Below are 3,825 nucleotides of genomic sequence, written 5' to 3'. Positions count from 1 at the left end.
CCGTCGCCATAGCCGGCACCGCCATCGTGACCGGCGTGACCGGCGTGACCGGCGGAGCTTTGCGGCTGTCGGGACGCCTGCGGGCCGGGCGCCGGCTGGTCGAGGACGGCGGCACGGTCCGTCCCCACCCGGACGGCCGCCCGCGCCGCGCGGCCGAGCGCCGCGAGATCCCGCCGGCCCAGCCGTACCCGTGGGCCGGTCAGCAGCCGGACCAGCGCGGCGTTGGCGGTGGGGTCGTCGAGCACCTCCAGGGTCGCGATGACGTCGGCGACCTCCGGCAGGCTCAGCAGGCCGCCGAGCCCGACGACCTCCACCGGCAGCCCCGCCGCCAGCAGGGCCGCGTACAGCGCGGGCACGTCGGAGCGCGCCCGTACCAGCACCGCGCACTCCCCCGGTCTGGCCCGCCCGGCGTCGACGATCTCCCGCAGCGTCGCCGCGACCCAGCGGACCTCGCCCGCCCAGGTCGGATGCAGCGCCACCACCGTCGTGCCGTGCTCGGCGACGTCCGGCCGGGGACGCAGCCGCGCGACGCGGTGCCGGGCCCGCAGCGTCGCCGCGACCGTGTTCGCCAGGCTCAGCAGCCGGCCGCCGCTGCGCTGGTTGACCGTCAGTTCGTACACCCGCGCCGGCTCGCCGTCACAGCGGCGGAAGTGCGCCGGGAACCCGTCGAGGTTCGCCACCGACGCCCCCCGCCAGCCGTAGATCGCCTGGCAGGGGTCACCGACGGCGGTCACCGGATGGCCGCCGCCGAACAGGCCTGCGAGCATCCGCCGCTGCGCCACGGAGGTGTCCTGATATTCGTCCAGGAGCACGACCCTGGCCCGGGCGCGTTCCAGCGCGCCGACCTCGGGCACGCTGTCCGCCAGCCGGACGGCAAGGGTCACCAGGTCACCGAAGTCGATGACCTCCAGCTCCTGTTTGGCCGCCCGGTACTCGGCCACCATGGCGGCGAGTTCCCGGCGGGCGCGGGCGGCCATGACCATCCGGCCGAGGGTGTCGACATGGCCTCTGTTGCGCGCGGCGCAGCGGCCGGCGGCGATCGCGGCTTCGAGCTCCGCGAGCCGGTCCAACTCGAAGGCGGCGAGGGCGTCCGGGTCGACGAGGTGCTCGCTGAGCTCCGCCTCGAGCGCGACCAGATCACCGGTGAGCATCGACATCGGCCGGGTCAACGCCTCGACCGGCCCGCGGTGCTGGCGCAGCACCCGGCTGGCGAGCTGGAAGCGGGTGGCGTCGGCGAGCAGCCGGAATCCCGGTTCGACGCCCAGCCGCAGCGCGTGGTCCGTGATCAGCCGTTTCGCGAACGAGTGGTAGGTGGACACGACCGGTTCGCCGTCGACGTCGCTGTCCCCGCCCGGGGACGGCTGGGGCGCGCCGTCTTCCTGGTGGCCGGCCGGATCGCCTTCCCGCGGGCCGGAGATCAGGCCGGCTCCTCGCTGGCCAGGCAGAGCGCCCCACGCCCCGTGGCCCGCGCCCGGTGCGGCCGGCACGCCGGCTTCACGCTGGCCGGGAGGAACGCCCCGGGGGCCGTCGGCGGTGCCGACCGGGCCCGCCTTCGCCAGACCCCGGCGGATCCGGTCGGTCAGCTCGCCCGCGGCCTTGGTGGTGAAGGTGAGGCCGAGCACGTCCCCGGGCGCGACCTGACCGGTCGCGACCAGCCAGACGACCCGCGCGGCCATCACCGACGTCTTGCCCGAACCGGCACCGGCAACGATCACACCGGGCTCCAGCGGAGCTGTCGCCGCGGCGATCTGCTCGCTGGTGAACGGCACCCCGAGCAGGTCACGCAGGTCCTCCGGGACCAGCGGCGCCGGCGGGCCGTCCCCAGCGTGGGGGCCGCCCTCGAGACGCGGAGCACCTCCGGCGCCCAGGCCGCCACCGGGCGGTGGCCCCTCGCCGGGGCGGGGGCTGCCGCAGGCCGGCCGGGACGCCGCGCCCACGGCCAGACGATCACCACTCGCGGTCATATGATCACCTGTCGTCCGTCGTCCTGGGCCGGGCAGCAGCGACGGAACGCGCACATCGAGCAGTCCGGGCCGGGACGAGGCGGGAAGCGTTCCGCGGCGATGAGCTCGACGGCGTCCACGAGAAGATCGTCCATCCAGGTGGGGCCGTCCGGCGGCAGGGCAGGCTGCCGCTGCACCTTCGGCGCCCGAGCCGACCGCCGCCCATCCGTAGCACCCGCCCCAGCGGCACCCGCCTTCGTGGCATTCGGTCCGGTGACGTCCGGTCCGGTGGCATCCGATGGCGGGTCGTCCGGTGCCGGGTCCGGCCCGGCGTCCAGGCGCAGGTGTACCAGTTCCGCCCCGCCGGGCTCGGCGCCGGATCCCGGCCCGGCGGACGCCACCGCCCCGCCGCGGACGGCCAGCTGGTAGATGCCCAGCTGCGGATGCCGGGCCACGTCCGTGCCGGACGGCGCCGTGCGGCCGGTCTTGAAGTCCACGACGTGCACCCGGCCGGCGTCGTCGAGCTCGATACGGTCGACGAAGCCGCGCAGCCGGACCGTCCGCCCGCCCACCGCCAGGTCACAGGAGAACGGGACCTCGCTGGCCACCAGCCGCCGCCCGCGGGCCGCGGCATGCCACACCAGGAACCGGGCCAGGGCCTGGCGCGCCGCCGCGCGCTGCTGCTCGGAGCGCCACTGCGCCTCATAGCCGAGGTGACGCCACACCCGGTCCAGCCGGGTGTCGAGAGCGCCCAGGTCGGGCGGGGTCCGCCCGGTGGCCACCTCGTCGGCCAGCGCGTGCACGACCTTGCCGAAACCCATCTCGGCGTTGCTGGTGCCCTGCGCATGCGCCTCATGTTCGAGGAACCAGCGCGTCGGGCACGTCACGAGCCCCGACAGCGACGACCCCGACAGCCGGACGGGGGCGTCCGGCGCGACCACCGGCACCTCGCCGGAGGTCACCTCGACCAGCCCCCACCAGCGGCCGGGACGGGCCGCGGGGACGAGCGGCCGGCCGGCGCGTCGACGGGCCGGCGGCCAGCCGCGCAAGCCGGGCCGCGGCCGCCTGCCGCATGGCCGGTGTCGACTCCGGGTCGACCGCGGCCCGGCGCAGCGCCGCGACCGCCGACGGCAGCGTGAGCGGACGCGCCGGCCGGGAACGCCCCCGCGTCACCACAACGCCGAGCCGCTCGGCCTCGGCCAGCTCGTGGAAGAACCGGCTCGGGCTCGTCCCCTGGTCCTCGGCGGAGTCGACCGCGGTGACGACGAGACGTCGGCGCGCCCTGGTCAGCGCCACGTAGAACAGCCGGCGTTCGTCGGCGAGCAGTTCGGCCCGGGTCACCGGCTCCCGCACGCCGCCGAGCTCAGGGCGCTCCAGCCGTTCGGCCTCCAGCAGCGAGTAGCGGGTCCGCAGGTCCGGCCACTCCCCGTCCTGGACACCGCAGACGACCACCACGTCCCATTCCAGGCCCTTGCTGCGGTGGGCGGTCAGCAGCCGGACCACATCCGGCCGCGCCGGGCGCTCGGTGAGCACGTCACCGGCGATCTGCTGCTGTTCCAGCTCGTCGAGCACCGGGCCGATGCCGGTACCCGGCCCGTGCCGGTCGCTGGACCGGCCGACGGCGGCGAACAGCGCGACCACGGCGTCGAGGTCACGGTCGGCCGCCCGGCCGGCGGCTCCCCCGGCGGCCGAGGCGCGTTCCAGCCGCCGCGGCCAGCCGCTGCCGGACCACAGCACCCACAGGACGTCCTCGGACGTGCCACCGGCGGCCCGCACCGCACGCGCCGAGCGCAGCAGCTCACCCAGCCGCCGGGCCGGGCCGGCGAGGCGTTCCTCCACCATCAGCAGGGCCCGGTCGGGATCCACGACCGCCTGCCGGAGC

3 protein-coding genes are annotated in these 3,825 nt (G+C 76.4%); all 3 read right to left on the bottom strand.

Annotated features, from left to right (window positions below):
* Window positions 1-1,964 (bottom strand): ATP-dependent helicase (locus CM1CMNOD_RS04050; protein ID WP_131773840.1); only part of this gene is annotated, 1,964 nt, incomplete at its 3' end.
* Window positions 1,961-2,830, bottom strand: a complete 870-nt coding sequence (locus CM1CMNOD_RS23875; RefSeq protein ID WP_347403386.1) for a RecB family exonuclease — start codon at window positions 2,828-2,830, stop codon at window positions 1,961-1,963. The genes CM1CMNOD_RS23875 and CM1CMNOD_RS04050, both read right to left, overlap by 4 nt.
* Window positions 2,796-3,825, bottom strand: a 1,030-nt coding sequence (locus tag CM1CMNOD_RS23870; RefSeq protein WP_347403385.1) for a 3'-5' exonuclease, incomplete at its 5' end; no start/stop codon positions are given. The genes CM1CMNOD_RS23870 and CM1CMNOD_RS23875, both read right to left, overlap by 35 nt.

Source organism: Protofrankia symbiont of Coriaria myrtifolia, from assembly GCF_900634755.1.
GTDB classification, from domain to species: Bacteria; Actinomycetota; Actinomycetes; order Frankiales; family Frankiaceae; genus Protofrankia; species Protofrankia coriariae.
This window is presented reverse-complemented; position numbering and strand designations above follow the sequence as displayed.